The following is a 12,991-nucleotide window of genomic DNA, read 5'->3' as shown; positions in this document are numbered from 1 at the left end:
TTAAATATTAAGGAGTAGTGAAGCAATATGGCAGATGGAACACAACAAAAACCACAAGAACAACAACCAAACAAAGAGTTGCTTAATAAATTAACTAACGAAGAGCAAGAAAAAAAATTTCTTCACCAAAATCAAACCAAAAAAATTGATTTTTAAAATTTTTAGTACAAATTTTTTGTTTGCCAATTTATAATTTTTTTATAGTAAAGCCTTTTAATTATTTATACCCATCAAAAAAAGAATCAATTGAAAAAAAACCACCTATAAAATTAAATGTGGAAAATAAAGAAGAAAAAACTGATACAACTCTTGCTCAATCATGTACTAAAGCAGAACAAGAACAAGCTAATAATAATAATAATAATAATAATCAACCACCAACACTAACAGCATAACCTCTATTTAAAATACTTATTAGTACGCTCTAAATCTTTAATATTATCAATATCCCAATGACTATTAAAATCTAAAACATAAGATTTTAATATCATATGATGTTTTATACTATTATTAATTAAATACTTACCAACCAGTGTTGTTTTCAACACTAAAACTTGCTCAGGATCATGTAAATCTTGACCAAGTTTTTTTGCTCATAATTTATTAACATATGATCACTCACCTGCTAATAAACTATTAGCATCATGCGACTTAATAATATCAATAATATTACCATCACTACTTAATTCATAAGTTCAATCATCTTTTTTATCATTATCATCACGAGTAACACCAAACATCACATTAGTATCAAACTCATGATTAAAGTGATTAATCGTACTAACCATATCACCAGAAATAATAAAAATATCACTATTACCATCAAAATACTTTTCTACTAATTTCAAAGCATAACCACTATCATAATCTAAATAATACTTATTATGAACTAAAGTTAAATTAGAATATTTAATAGTTAAATATTTAAAATCATTTTCTAAGTAACCAGTAATTACAATAATTTTTGTCAACTCGGGTACTTGCAATAAATTATTAATCGTATGTTCAATTAATGGTACATCATTAAATTTAATTAATGATTTATGAATCTCGTGAGTTAATGGGCGTAATCTCGTACCACTTCCCGCAGCAAAAATAATAGCAACTTTCATTAAAATACTCCTTTTACTTAATAACAAAATTAATAATTTTATTCATAACGAAAATAGTTTTAATTATTGTTTTGTCGTTTAATCATGGTTTAATTTTCTCATTACTAGTAACGATTTTTACAACATCTGCTTGCGATAAATCAACTGGTAATTGACAAGTATGTTTAGTTTTACCATTAATTTGAATAGCAACAGTAACTGTTTAGCCACTAAAAACTTTTCATTATACGTAGGAAACTTACTATGATTAATGCTTGTTTATTACCTGTAAGTTCCCATAATTCTTCACTTAAATGTGGAGCAAATGGATTTAATAATTTTAAGAAATTAAATAAATATTCTTGATAAATACTGCTTGCTTTGTAACAAGCATTAATAAAAATCATTAACTGGGCAATGGAGGTATTAAAACTTAAATCATTAATGTCACAAGTAACCTTTTTCACAGTTTGATGATAAATAGTATCTAATGTCATATCATTAGTACTACTAATTTTACTTTGGTATTCACTATCAGTGAACAAACGATAAACACGAGTTAAAAATTTATGACTACCAACAAGTCCACTAGCTAATCATGGTAACGATGCTGTTAAAGGTCCCATAAACATTTCATAAAGACGTAATGTATCAGCACCATATTCATTAATAATATCATCTGGATTAACAACATTACCCCGTGATTTCGACATCTTTTCATTGTTTTCACCAAGAATCATACCTTGATTTACTAGTTTTAAAAACGGTTCTGAAGTTGGTACTAATCCTAAATCATATAACACTAAATGTCAAAATCGAGCATACATTAAATGTAAAACAGCATGCTCTTGGCCACCAATATATAAATCAACTGGTAATCAATGTTTAAACCTGTTCTTAGCAACATTACTATCAAAATCAGCATAAGTACCATCATCATTTTTCATTATATAAGCTAAATAATATCAACAACTACCTGCTCATTGTGGCATCGTATTAACTTCTCTCATACCTGTAACACCATCTGTTCTTGTCACATGTAATCATGATTTACTTGCTTTAATTAAAGGAGCACTACCATCATTTGATGGCTTAATATTGGCCATTTTTGGCAATAATACTGGTAACTCGTGTTCTGACACAGTGCTAATAGTCCCATCTGCTCAATGAATAATCGGAAATGGTTCACCTCAATAACGTTGGCGAGAAAATAATCAATCACGTAGTTTATAAGCAGTATGGGATTTACCTTGTTTTAATTTTATTAATTTATCAACAATTAATTTAGTAGCTTCCGTTATATTTTTACCATTAATAAAATCAGAATTAATATATTCACTAGTACCCGTAAAAGGATGAGTTGTATCAGTGGTTTTCATAATAAATGTAATCAGTAATTTTTTAGTTTGTGCAAATAAAAAATCACGAGCATCATGAGCAGGAACTCCCATAATGGCACCAGAGCCATAATGGTTTAAAACGTAATCTCCTACCCATACTGGGATTTTAATTTTTGTTAAGGGGTGAATAACGTAACTACCCGTAAAGACGCCTGTTTTTGAAGTATCTTCACTTTGACGCATTAAATCAGTTTTACTTTGGGCGTTTCGACAATACTTAGTAACTTCATTGCTGTACTCACTTGTCGTTAAATCATTAACTAATGGATGTTCATGAGCAATGACTAAAAATGAAACACCAAAAATAGTATCAACACGTGATGTAAATACTGTAATTTTATGTTTAGTATTTTCTACTTGAAAATCAACTAGGGTCCCTACACTTTTGCCAATTCAATTCTTTTGTAATTCTTTAACACTATGTGGTCAATCAAAAGTATCTAAACCTTGTAATAATTGTTCAGCATATTTAGTAACGGACTTCTCCCTGCATGTACTTGTGGAGGAAACAATGAAATTGAATGAGTTCAATAATACTTTTCAAACTGAAAAACAATGTCTTGCATATATAGCAAGTTTGAAACAAAGCAAATGTATTAGGTGTTCTAGTTTTAATTTGAATACTTCTAATTTAAGAAAAATGAGATGTTTGAAATGTCATAAAACATTCAGTATTTTCACGGGCACTATATTTTCAAAGTCACAAACACCTTTAATATCTTGGTTTTATCTCATCTTTAGATGAATAAACACCAAACATGGAATTCCATCAACTGATGTTGCAAAAGAATTGGGAGTGACCTTGAAAACAGCTTGAAGAATGGGTCATAAAATCCGAAGTGCCATTGCTAAACAAGAACCTCAATTCATTGTTGAGGGCATAGTGCAAATGGATGAAATGTATCTTTCACATATGGGTTTAAAAAACAAGGAAGATCCTTGTTGAACAAAACCTTGATTGTTGGTATTTATGAAAAAACAACCAACAATCTGATTGTGAAAGTATTGAAAAACGCAAACAGTAAAAATCTTTTGCAGTTTGCAATAAACCACATTTCTTCAAAGTGTGATGTACATACTGATTCTTGAAAAGGATATCGCGATTTGAAATCGGTTTTCACTAAGCATGAAACAGTTAACCATCAAGATGGCTATGTTTCAAAAACTGGTGTAAATACCAACCAAATTGAGTCAGTATGAAAACATATACGAAGAACATTTAAAACACATATCAAAGTTGCAAAACATCATATTCAATTATTATGAAATTGTCTTTGAGCAATATAACCTAAGTTTTGCAATATTGTTTCACGATTAGGTGCAACTGAATAGTTAGATAAATATCGTTGTTTACCAATAATTTTATCAGTTAAAATTCTTTACCTGTTACTTGATTAATAACATCTTGTAAATTTTTTGCGTCTTTAATGCCAATTTTTTCTAATGTTTTAGTTTTTTGTGCTAATTTAATAAATTTAGTAGTACGAAAACCACGAGTAATTTTATTAAGTCCAGCAAACGCTGGTAATACATTAAAGAAAGTATTTAATTTTGTAACATTTCCTTTTAAATAATCATAAACTTGATTAATAGTAAAATCAGTTGCAAATTCAATACTTGTTGCACTAATACTAGCAAGCAAATCACTTGCACCTAATGTAAGTGCTATATCTTCACTTAAAACACCAGTAAAAGGAGCAAGGGCAACTGCTATTACTTGTACACTTATCATTTCTAGAATTTCTAATCATAAACTTTTATTTTCTTGTTGTTTACTTATTCTAGTATGTTTTGGTTTATTTATGTTTAAAATTATAGCATTGCTAGTAGTACCAATTGGCATGGTATTATTTTCCTTTATTTAATCATTATTTTAATAGGATTTGTTGAGCCTTTATAGTTTAAGTCATTAACACTTGTACTAATAACTACATATAAGTCACCTGCTTTTTGTTTTTGACTAGTTATATTATTTTTACCTTGGGCATCACTAAAAAAAGTAATTATAGGATTTACTAAACTAGGATTTAAACCATTAACTTCTTTTGCATACATAATATTTTCACTTAATTCTTTATTTATTTTATCTGTTTTAGCATTAAAATCAATTGTTAAAGTTGTTAATTTAGTTTTTAAATCAGTTTTATCTGTTTTAATAATGCCACATAACATTCAACGTGATGTTGTTTCTTTTTTTGACATATAAGGAATTGATTGACCTAATACTTCACCACCAACTTTGTATGCTCTACCAACTTTATCATCAGCAATTTATTGAACATAAACAATTGTTTGTTGTAACATATATATTTTCATTGCTTTTGGTGTTGCTAAAATAAAAGACATAATTTCACTTTCATTTTTATCATTAGTAAAGGTCATATAATCATCCATTACAATTTGACATAATACACCTTTTATATACAAATCATTACCATTTAATCTTAATTGTTGTGCTATTTAATTATCAGTAATTAATCCTTTATTATCTGCTAAATAAACAAGACTATCATAAGTACTATCAGTAATAAAGAAACGAGAATTAGCATCATTTCTTAATTGAAATAAAGTATTTCAAGAAGATAACATTGCTTCTAAATATTTAATTGCTTGCTCTTTGAGTTCTGTTGCCTTATCGATTATTACCTTAGTAGCAAATTGAGAAATTATATTAGTATCATCACTTGCCAATTTGTTTGCTAAATCATTTGCAATTTCATATTGCATTGTATCTAATAAATTTTGACGATTTTCTCCTAATAAATCAACAGCAGAAATTGTTTCACCTGCAACATATAATTTTTCAATAAATTTTTGAATTTTATCAGTTTCTGCATAACTAACATCAAGTCTTGTACTTTTATCAATTCATGGAAGTACTTTAATTTTTGGGTCTTTTGGTAATTTAATAATAAACTCAATTGTAGTAGAATTAATCATGGCTTTTCTCCCTTTATGTACTATTTTTAAATTTTATCACATAAATGCTGAGAAAAGCCTATATTTTTTTAAAATTACAATAATTTCTCTACAAATTAATGTTCCTACAGATGTTCCTATGATAATTAGTTCATGGATAAATTCTTTCATTTTATGTTTTCCTTTCTGTTATAAACTCATGTGATTATAATCTAAATTTAATGAATGATTATCAGCATGGTTTAATGGTACTTCACTCATATTATCACTACCATATTGAATAGTTGTTTCGCTATTGATGGTAAATCTATTATCAATATCATTATTAATTAATCTTGCTGTTTCATTAGTAAATGATGTTTCTTGCATTTCTCTATCATGATTTGTTTCTATCGGTAATAAACTATGTGTAATTTCACTTGCACCAGCAATAATAGTAGGAATAGCACTTGCATTATCAAAACCATTATTAATACCAATAGCAACACCAGTTGATATTAAACATCCACCATTTGCCATATTTGCTACTTTACGAATAGTTTCAAATCTATTAGGTATTAATTCAGTAATTCCTGCTATAAGATTTGAAATACCATAAGCATTTAATGAAATATAAGTATCTCAATCCATTAAATTATTAAGATTATTATTTTCATTCACCATTAATGGTCATGGTGGTGTTTCTGTGGTAGTAGTAGTTGGAATTGGTAATGGACTAGGAGTTGGATTAATATTATTTTCTATTCATTTAGTATAATTTGCTAACCCAATTGTTCCTAAACCTAATAATATTTTTTAGAACTATTAATTAGTTTAGTTTTAGCAGAAGGTCTTTGATTTAAATTTCATATATCAAAACCTAATTTTTTACCAAATAATAAACTATTAATACTGCCAAGTATTGGATTACCTATTAATTGTCCATAATAAGCACTGGTTCCAATCATTGCTGAAATAGGACTTATACCAGTTCTTATTAATTTAGTTAATGTATAATTATTTGTTTCCATTTTTATTCTCCTTGTTTTTATTTTTTTCTTCAATTTCTTTAGTCATTATTTACTCTTTTATTTGCTTTTAACATTTCTCTTACAATATCTAATAAAGTATTTACTTGATATTCAAATAATTCAAATTCATAATTTCTAATTTTAATGTTTTCATATCATTCAATTTTATCAATTTGTTTTTTAGTTTCATTTTTCATTATTTATTTTCCTTTTTAATTCCCTTGTTTTTTAATTCAAACTTTGACTCATCCTTGATAGACTTCATTATCACCAACTATTAAAGCAACATTATCTTCGGGGTCAGAAATAACTATATGTTTTGATTTAACATTAGGATATTTCATCAGGATAATTGCTCTAATATCATTATGTGTATGAAGTGCCTGCGGAGATGGTGATAATATTTCAATCTCATCTTTATCTCCAAATAAAGTAGGTAGTATAATCATATTTATTCCTTTCATTTTTTAAATCATTTAACATTAATGGAACAAAATGCACGATTTTTTGGAATATTTAAAGTATTAAAGATTTGTCCAGTTACCATAATTTCATCATTTTTGTTTAATAAAATACATTGTTTATAAAATTTGGGATTATTAAAAATTAAGGTAACATAGTTTAATCCATTTCATTGAGCACGAACAGTATAATATAATTCTTTATTAACTTTCTCATGATATTTTGCTTATATACTGTTACTAAGTTTTACTGTTAATTTAATGTAATTCACTTTATCTTTCATTTTTTTAGTTCCTTAAATAATATTGAATGTGCTTATAAGCATCTTGTTCATGTTTTGTAAATTTTATATCGGACTTCTCCCCACATGTACTTGTGGAGGAAACAATGAAATTGAATTAGTTCAATAATACTTTTCAAACTGAAAAACAATGTCTTGCATATATAGCAAGTTTGAAACAAAGCAAATGTATTAGGTGTTCTAGTTTTAATTTGAATACTTCTAATTTAAGAAAAATGAGATGTTTGAAATGTCATCAAAAATTCAGTATTCTCACGGGCACTATATTTTCAAAGTCACAAACACCTTTAATATCTTGGTTTTATATCATCTTTAGATGAATAAACACCAAACATGGAATTCCATCAACTGATGTTGCAAAAGAATTGGGAGTGACCTTGAAAACAGATTGAAGAATGGGTCATAAAATCCGAAGTGCTATTGCTAAACAAGAACCTCAATTCATTGTTGAGGGCATAGTGCAAATGGATGAAATGTATCTTTCACATATGGGTTTTAAAAAACAAGGAAGATCCTTGTTGAACAAAACCTTGATTGTTGGTATTTATGAAAAAACAACCAACAATCTGATTGTGAAAGTATTGAAAAACGCAAACAGTAAAAATCTTTTGCAGTTTGCAATAAACCACATTTCTTCAAAGTGTGATGTACATACTGATTCTTGAAAAGGATATCGCGATTTGAAATCGGTTTTCACTAAGCATGAAACAGTTAACCATCAAGATGGCTATGTTTCAAAAACTGGTGTAAATACCAACCAAATTGAGTCAGTATGAAAACATATACGAAGAACATTTAAAACACATATCAAAGTTGCAAAACATCATATTCATTTATATGCCAAAGAAGCTGCATATAAATTCAATAACATACCTAGTTTTGAAACTGTAATGCTATGTTTAATTTAAAAATGTGGGGAGAAGTCCGTAGATAGGCTTTTCTCAGCATTTATGTGATAAAATTTAAAAATAGTACATAAAGGGAGAAAAGCCTTTTATATTTCCATTATAATTTTCTATTTTATTTTTGTTTTTTGGTTCACTTTCTTGATAATCTCAATTCATTACATCTTGAATTAATACCATTAAAGCACCAATAATTTTCGGTGTTGCTAGGGGATTAGTTAATAATTGTTTTGAATTTAAAAAGAAATTTTCTACAATAACTAAGATTTTTTTATTTTCAAAATGTTGTTTAATTATTAAAAAGTATTCTTTAAATAGATTTTTACTTTCTAGAACAGTTTTTGTTTTAAATGTTTCATTAAAAATAATAATATTAGTTTCGCTTGAATATATAACAATTCCATTATTACCAATTCCTGCCGGGTCAATTCCGATAATTAAGTCATATTGCATTTCATTATTGATTCCTTTATAACAAAAATAATTCTTCATTATGAGTTGAAATATGTTTATATGGAGTAATTAAGTAATTAGTAGGTAAATCATTATGATTGTATTCAATAATCTTGTATGATTTATTATTTTCAACTCATTTAACATTGTATTTAAAACATGGATTAATAATGTTTGTTTTTGGGTCTTTTATTTCTCCAATAAATCACCCATTATGTTCTTCGTAAAATGTAAGTTCTTCTAATTTAGTTTCATTAATATAATATTCTTTTTTAGCAGGGGGGGTTTATTAACCGTTATTTTTTGCTTAGCAAGAAATGGTTGTAATAAATTTAATAACTCTTGCCCATTCATTTCCCTTTTAACATTTTCTAAATTAAAAACTCAATATGTATATTTATAATCAACCATAAAACTATTGTTTTTAATCATTCAATTTGGAACCGACAATTTATATTCGCCATAATTAATCAAAATAGAATTTGATTTTTCAGTAATTTGTTCTTTTTGAAATTCTATTTGCATTTTAAAATCCTTTCTTTTTTTATATATCCTGTCGCATACAGCGTAAATGATATATATTTTATCGGACTTCTCCCCACATGTACTTGTGGAGGAAACAATGAAATTGAATGAGTTCAATAATACTTTTCAAACTGAAAAACAATGTCTTGCATATATAGCAAGTTTGAAACAAAGCAAATGTATTAGGTGTTCTAGTTTTAATTTGAATACTTCTAATTTAAGAAAAATGAGATGTTTGAAATGTCATCAAACATTCAGTATTCTCACGGGCACTATATTTTCAAGGTCACTCCCAATTCTTTTGCAACATCAGTTGATGGAATTCCATGTTTGGTGTTTATTCATCTAAAGATGATATAAAACCAAGATATTAAAGGTGTTTGTGACCTTGAAAACAGCTTGAAGAATGGGTCATAAATCCGAAGCGCCATTGCTAAACAAGAACCTCAATTCATTGTTGAGGGCATAGTGCAAATGGATGAAATGTATCTTTCAAATATGGGTTTTAAAAAACAAGGAAGATCCTTGTTGAACAAAACCTTGATTGTTGGTATTTATGAAAAAACAACCAACAATCTGATTGTGAAAGTATTGAAAAACGCAAACAGTAAAAATCTTTTGCAGTTTGCAATAAACCACATTTCTTCAAAGTGTGATGTACATACTGATTCTTGAAAAGGATATCGCTATTTGAAATCGGTTTTCACTAAGCATGAAACAGTTAACCATCAAGATGGCTATGTTTCAAAAACTGGTGTAAATACCAACCAAATTGAGTCAGTATGAAAACATATACGAAGAACATTTAAAACACATATCAAAGTTGCAAAACATCATATTCATTTATATGCAAAAGAAGCTGCATATAAATTCAATAACATACCTAGTTTTGAAACTGTAATGCTATGTTTAATTTAAAAATGTGGGGAGAAGTCCGTAGATAGGCTTTTCTCAGCATTTATGTGATAAAATTTAAAAATAGTACATAAAGGGAGAAAAGCTTTATTTATTTTATTAACACTAATATAATTAATATTCTCTAGAAAAAGTGGGCTCGTAAATAAATTGTAAAATTTTGAAAAAAGCTTAAAGCATTTGATTCAATTTTTAATAACTTGCGTTTAGCAAGTTATATTTATATTGAACCAGCCCCGTTTAATTTTTTTTACAAGTTTTAAAATTTATGTTACTCGCCCAAAAAAATGAAAAAAAATAAATCAGCAACTGCTCACTGGGGGTGGCAGTGCTGTTGAATAAAGAATTAATTACAATATGTCCCCTAGCGGGTCTATATACACTAGTTGCCAATCCGCTCCTACCCCAAGGATTACCATTTTCATGGTTAGTATATTTTGTTAGGTATCACTCCACTTTTTATTTTTACATGCAAGTCCACATGCTAGCCACTATTTTGAACAACTGTGTTATGGTTCACTGTTTTATGTCCCTAACACGTGTTGATAATAGTGCTAAAGACGGTTATAAAATTTGCAAATTTTACAATTACAAAAAAAAGACAAGATTATTTCTCGTCTTTTTGTGAATTTTGCTATAGATTGTAATGAGGGTTAGAAAGGAATCTATTGCCAGCAATGATGTAGTTATCGACATCTTCGCCACGCTCCCATTAAATTACTAGATATAGAAAATTTATTTTCTATTTGCATTAAATATACTAAGCCATCTAAATATTTAAATACATCTTCAGGAATATTTTTATAAAAAATATAAGTATTTAAATATTGATTTAATAATTCTGTTGTACTTATACTTATAAATTTGTTTAAAATACTTTTTTTAATTCATTATTAACTAAAATATCTTCTTTTTTATTTATTAAACTAACAATTATTTCTTTAATACCTATAGAAATAATTAATGTTCCTATTGCCCCAATTATCGATATTGTTATAAATAGTAAATAGAGTTATTCAATAAAAGGATAATTTCATAAAATAATATTTCACTTTGAACCACAGGAATCTATTTTTTGTAAAGTTTAACTTTACTCTTAAATATTGCGTATAATTAAATTATGAAATATTTAGGCATTGATTTAGGCAGTAAAACATTAGGTCTTGCCCGTGGTGAAGGAAAAATTGCTTTTAGTTGAAAAACTTTACGTTTCTATGAACATGACTTTGATGATGCCATAGCACAACTAAACACTGTAATAAAGGAATATCAGCCTGATACTCTTGTTTTTGGTTATCCTTTGAATATGGACGGTTCAATTGGTGCTAGTGCGCAAACTGTAAACAAGTTTATTGAAACATTTAAATCACAACAAAATAATGCTAAACTAAATATTGTCTTACAAGATGAAAGAAGAACAACATACTCTTCGCAACAAATATTGATTAAAGCTGACGTGTCACGCAACAAGCGAAAAATAGTTAAAGACCAACTAGCAGCAGCAATTATTTTACAATCTTATTTTGACAAAATAAATCAACAAATAGTTTAGGTGAAATAAAAATGAAAAACAAAAAAATTAATTTAATCACCATCGCTGGTGGTAGTGCTTCTGGAAAAAGTACGGTTGCTGAAAAAATTGGTGAAGCTTGTGATAAAAAAAATGTTGTTTTTATCGAAATGGATAACTACTATCATGATTTAAGTAAACTGACACTTGAAGAACGAAAACATACTAATTTTGACCATCCTGATGCTTTTGATATGGAATTATTAATTCATGATTTAGAACAATTATTACTTGGTAATGCTATTGAAGAACCTATTTATGACTTTACAATTAATACGCGCAGTAAAGGAACAAAAGTCATTGGTCCTGGTGATGTTGTTATTCTTGATGGGATTTTTGCTTTAGAGAATGCTATTCTTCGTGAATTATCAACTATTAAAATTTTTGTTGATACTGATAGTGATACAAGATTGTTACGACGAATTAAGCGAGATGTTAGTTTCCGTAATCGTAGTCTTGATAGTGTTTTACAACAATATGCTTTAACAGTAAAACCTATGCATGATGCTTTTGTTGAACCAACAAAAAGGTATGCTGATATTATTATTCCTTTTGATTTTCATAATAGTGTGGCAATTGATATCATTGTTACTAAAATTAAATCAATTATTAAATAAATATAGTTAAAATATTATTTATTTGTTATTGTTAAACCAATAGGTATAAAAATGCCACTATCACCACTTGTATCACCAGTTGCATTATACGAAATATAGAAATAAACTTTTACATTAGTTTTAGGGTATTTAAAGAAACCATTTTCAACATAATCTGCATTCTTTGATGTGTTATAAACTTGATCGTAGAAACCTAGTTTTTTAACATCAAATTGTTTTTGCATATCTTTAGATAGTAAAGCAGAAAGCAATTTATCATTATCTTTTTTAAAGATATCTGTTAATTCCTGAACAGCAGTATTATAATTTTCAGTTTTCTTAATAGAAAGTGGTAATGAATTTTCTTCAGTAATAGCATTTTTAATTGCATCTTGAATTTCAGAATCTGAATATTGTTTAACAGTTGTGAAAGTTACGTTAGTAGTTCCATCATATTTACCAATTCCTGCAACACCAGCACTAGTAGTTGTAATATTTGTAATAGTTACATCTTTATCTGTTAAACTAATTTTATCTACTGTATTAATAACATCCATTACTTCAGCTACTGACGGTTTATCACTCTTATAACTACTGGGAACAACAATTTCTTTTAATTCTTTGGTAGTAATAACACTATCAATTTTCTTTAATTGAACAGGATCATTACATGCAACAACTGATAAGGTTGTTGGAACAACTAACACGGTTCCTGCAACTAACATTAATAATTTTTTTAAATTCATATCCTTATATTCCTCCATAAAAACTAATTTATATTTACAACTTGTTTAATAATGAGAAAATAGTTTTAATTATAAATAAACCTCCTTTAATTTCTAAA

Annotated in this window: 23 protein-coding genes; 9 read left to right on the top strand and 14 right to left on the bottom strand. The window is 27.5% G+C overall.

Annotation, left to right across the window (positions count from 1 at the left end):
• Positions 1–27: 27 nt before the first annotated feature.
• Complete coding sequence (locus tag ACFEL4_RS06280; RefSeq protein WP_375317047.1) at positions 28–156, top strand: hypothetical protein; 129 nt, start codon at positions 28–30, stop codon at positions 154–156.
• A 242-nt stretch (positions 157–398) separates the two neighbouring features.
• Here ACFEL4_RS06280 and ACFEL4_RS06275 read toward each other — a convergent pair whose 3' ends face one another.
• On the bottom strand, positions 399–1,112 hold the full coding sequence (locus ACFEL4_RS06275; RefSeq protein ID WP_375317046.1) for a sugar phosphate nucleotidyltransferase: 714 nt from the start codon (positions 1,110–1,112) through the stop codon (positions 399–401).
• 71 nt (positions 1,113–1,183) lie between these two features.
• On the opposite strand from ACFEL4_RS06275, the gene ACFEL4_RS06270 reads away from it, so the two are divergent.
• Positions 1,184–1,318: a hypothetical protein gene (locus ACFEL4_RS06270; RefSeq protein WP_375317045.1), complete on the top strand. Its 135-nt coding sequence runs from the start codon at positions 1,184–1,186 to the stop codon at positions 1,316–1,318.
• 3 nt (positions 1,319–1,321) lie between these two features.
• Here the strand turns inward: ACFEL4_RS06270 and leuS are convergent, their stop codons facing one another.
• Positions 1,322–3,022 (bottom strand): leucine--tRNA ligase, encoded by a 1,701-nt coding sequence (gene leuS / locus ACFEL4_RS06265; RefSeq protein ID WP_375317044.1) that lies wholly within the window; start codon positions 3,020–3,022, stop codon positions 1,322–1,324.
• Here leuS and ACFEL4_RS06260 point away from each other — a divergent pair.
• Both ACFEL4_RS06260 and ACFEL4_RS06255 read left to right on the top strand, forming a co-directional pair.
• Positions 3,003–3,539 carry a hypothetical protein gene (locus ACFEL4_RS06260; protein ID WP_375317043.1) on the top strand — a complete coding sequence of 179 codons (537 nt, stop codon included), beginning with the start codon at positions 3,003–3,005 and terminating at the stop codon, positions 3,537–3,539. The genes leuS and ACFEL4_RS06260 overlap by 20 nt on opposite strands.
• Positions 3,434–3,778: a transposase gene (locus ACFEL4_RS06255; protein ID WP_375317042.1), complete on the top strand. Its 345-nt coding sequence runs from the start codon at positions 3,434–3,436 to the stop codon at positions 3,776–3,778. The genes ACFEL4_RS06260 and ACFEL4_RS06255 overlap by 106 nt, the downstream gene beginning before the upstream one ends.
• 82 nt (positions 3,779–3,860) lie before the next feature.
• On the opposite strand, the gene ACFEL4_RS06250 is transcribed toward ACFEL4_RS06255, so the two are convergent.
• The 8 genes from ACFEL4_RS06250 to ACFEL4_RS06215 form a co-directional block, all read right to left on the bottom strand.
• On the bottom strand, positions 3,861–4,334 hold the full coding sequence (locus ACFEL4_RS06250) for a hypothetical protein (RefSeq protein WP_375317041.1): 474 nt from the start codon (positions 4,332–4,334) through the stop codon (positions 3,861–3,863).
• Between the two features lie 14 nt (positions 4,335–4,348).
• On the bottom strand, positions 4,349–4,693 hold the full coding sequence (locus tag ACFEL4_RS06245) for a hypothetical protein (RefSeq protein WP_375317040.1): 345 nt from the start codon (positions 4,691–4,693) through the stop codon (positions 4,349–4,351).
• A gap of 69 nt (positions 4,694–4,762) precedes the next feature.
• Complete coding sequence (locus ACFEL4_RS06240; protein WP_375317039.1) at positions 4,763–4,918, bottom strand: hypothetical protein; 156 nt, start codon at positions 4,916–4,918, stop codon at positions 4,763–4,765.
• A 33-nt stretch (positions 4,919–4,951) separates the two neighbouring features.
• Positions 4,952–5,431, bottom strand: a complete 480-nt coding sequence (locus ACFEL4_RS06235; RefSeq protein WP_375317038.1) for a hypothetical protein — start codon at positions 5,429–5,431, stop codon at positions 4,952–4,954.
• Positions 5,432–5,599: 168 nt separating this feature from the next.
• Positions 5,600–6,073: a hypothetical protein gene (locus tag ACFEL4_RS06230; RefSeq protein ID WP_375317037.1), complete on the bottom strand. Its 474-nt coding sequence runs from the start codon at positions 6,071–6,073 to the stop codon at positions 5,600–5,602.
• A gap of 119 nt (positions 6,074–6,192) precedes the next feature.
• Entirely contained in the window at positions 6,193–6,420 is a 228-nt protein-coding gene (locus tag ACFEL4_RS06225; RefSeq protein WP_375317036.1) for a hypothetical protein, read from the bottom strand.
• 38 nt (positions 6,421–6,458) lie between these two features.
• Positions 6,459–6,617: a hypothetical protein gene (locus tag ACFEL4_RS06220; protein WP_375317035.1), complete on the bottom strand. Its 159-nt coding sequence runs from the start codon at positions 6,615–6,617 to the stop codon at positions 6,459–6,461.
• A gap of 15 nt (positions 6,618–6,632) precedes the next feature.
• Positions 6,633–6,869 carry a hypothetical protein gene (locus ACFEL4_RS06215; RefSeq protein ID WP_375317034.1) on the bottom strand — a complete coding sequence of 79 codons (237 nt, stop codon included), beginning with the start codon at positions 6,867–6,869 and terminating at the stop codon, positions 6,633–6,635.
• Positions 6,870–7,335: 466 nt separating this feature from the next.
• Between ACFEL4_RS06215 and ACFEL4_RS06210 the strand changes: the two genes are divergently transcribed.
• A complete protein-coding gene (locus ACFEL4_RS06210; protein WP_375317033.1) occupies positions 7,336–8,091 on the top strand; it encodes an IS1595 family transposase in 756 nt (251 codons plus the stop codon).
• 54 nt (positions 8,092–8,145) lie between these two features.
• Here the strand turns inward: ACFEL4_RS06210 and ACFEL4_RS06205 are convergent, their stop codons facing one another.
• Both ACFEL4_RS06205 and ACFEL4_RS06200 read right to left on the bottom strand, forming a co-directional pair.
• Positions 8,146–8,541, bottom strand: coding sequence for a hypothetical protein (locus ACFEL4_RS06205; RefSeq protein WP_375317032.1), 396 nt, complete (start codon positions 8,539–8,541; stop codon positions 8,146–8,148).
• A gap of 240 nt (positions 8,542–8,781) precedes the next feature.
• Positions 8,782–9,066, bottom strand: a complete 285-nt coding sequence (locus ACFEL4_RS06200; protein ID WP_375317031.1) for a hypothetical protein — start codon at positions 9,064–9,066, stop codon at positions 8,782–8,784.
• A gap of 97 nt (positions 9,067–9,163) precedes the next feature.
• Here ACFEL4_RS06200 and ACFEL4_RS06195 point away from each other — a divergent pair, with 97 nt between their 5' ends.
• The gene (locus tag ACFEL4_RS06195) at positions 9,164–9,415 is read left to right on the top strand and encodes a hypothetical protein (RefSeq protein ID WP_375317030.1); all 252 of its coding nucleotides are present in this window, start codon (positions 9,164–9,166) and stop codon (positions 9,413–9,415) included.
• On the opposite strand, the gene ACFEL4_RS06190 is transcribed toward ACFEL4_RS06195, so the two are convergent.
• Positions 9,339–9,497: a hypothetical protein gene (locus ACFEL4_RS06190; protein WP_375317029.1), complete on the bottom strand. Its 159-nt coding sequence runs from the start codon at positions 9,495–9,497 to the stop codon at positions 9,339–9,341. The genes ACFEL4_RS06195 and ACFEL4_RS06190 overlap by 77 nt on opposite strands.
• 43 nt (positions 9,498–9,540) lie before the next feature.
• Between ACFEL4_RS06190 and ACFEL4_RS06185 the strand changes: the two genes are divergently transcribed.
• From ACFEL4_RS06185 to udk, 3 genes are all read left to right on the top strand, one after another.
• Positions 9,541–9,984 carry an IS1595 family transposase gene (locus ACFEL4_RS06185; RefSeq protein ID WP_375318370.1) on the top strand — a complete coding sequence of 148 codons (444 nt, stop codon included), beginning with the start codon at positions 9,541–9,543 and terminating at the stop codon, positions 9,982–9,984.
• Positions 9,985–11,101: 1,117 nt separating this feature from the next.
• Positions 11,102–11,533, top strand: a complete 432-nt coding sequence (gene ruvX / locus ACFEL4_RS06180) for a Holliday junction resolvase RuvX (protein WP_375317028.1) — start codon at positions 11,102–11,104, stop codon at positions 11,531–11,533.
• An 11-nt stretch (positions 11,534–11,544) separates the two neighbouring features.
• The gene (gene udk / locus ACFEL4_RS06175) at positions 11,545–12,168 is read left to right on the top strand and encodes a uridine kinase (RefSeq protein WP_375317027.1); all 624 of its coding nucleotides are present in this window, start codon (positions 11,545–11,547) and stop codon (positions 12,166–12,168) included.
• A 14-nt stretch (positions 12,169–12,182) separates the two neighbouring features.
• On the opposite strand, the gene ACFEL4_RS06170 is transcribed toward udk, so the two are convergent.
• Entirely contained in the window at positions 12,183–12,893 is a 711-nt protein-coding gene (locus ACFEL4_RS06170; protein WP_375317026.1) for a hypothetical protein, read from the bottom strand.
• Positions 12,894–12,991 lie beyond the last annotated feature (98 nt).

Source organism: Spiroplasma endosymbiont of Virgichneumon dumeticola, assembly GCF_964264745.1.
Taxonomy (GTDB): Bacteria; Bacillota_I; Bacilli_A; order Mycoplasmatales; family VBWQ01; genus Spiroplasma_E.
Note: the sequence above shows the minus strand (reverse complement) of the source record. Positions and strands in the feature narration are given on the sequence as shown.